Raw genomic sequence first — 319 nt, 5'->3', positions numbered from 1 at the left:
TGTGTAGCGCTGAAACAAGCCTGATGCGCCACCACAGCAGTGCCCTTGGCAAGCTTTAGCCAGGTCTTGCTGTCGGCGGGTAGTCGCAGCGCCCAGTCACGGCTGTCCTTGATGAAGTCTTCCACGTCATCGCCGCTGAACACTTCCAGGTGCAATTTCTTTTCTGGGTGCTCTGCACCGCTGTCTTGGTATTCACCGATGTGACCGATCAAGTCACCCGCCTTGATGGCTATGGGTTGATCAAGCACCACGATGCGGTCCGCCATTGGTTCCTGCGCGCTCTCCAGCGAATTGAAGTTAACGTACTGGTTCACCCGTA

1 pseudogene is annotated in these 319 nt (G+C 56.1%); it reads right to left on the bottom strand.

Annotation, left to right across the window (positions count from 1 at the left end):
• A pseudogene (locus ACZYSM_RS29435) lies at positions 1-319 on the bottom strand (hypothetical protein); the annotation flags it as partial.

The organism is Pseudomonas sp. F220 (assembly GCF_057813935.1).
This window is presented reverse-complemented; position numbering and strand designations above follow the sequence as displayed.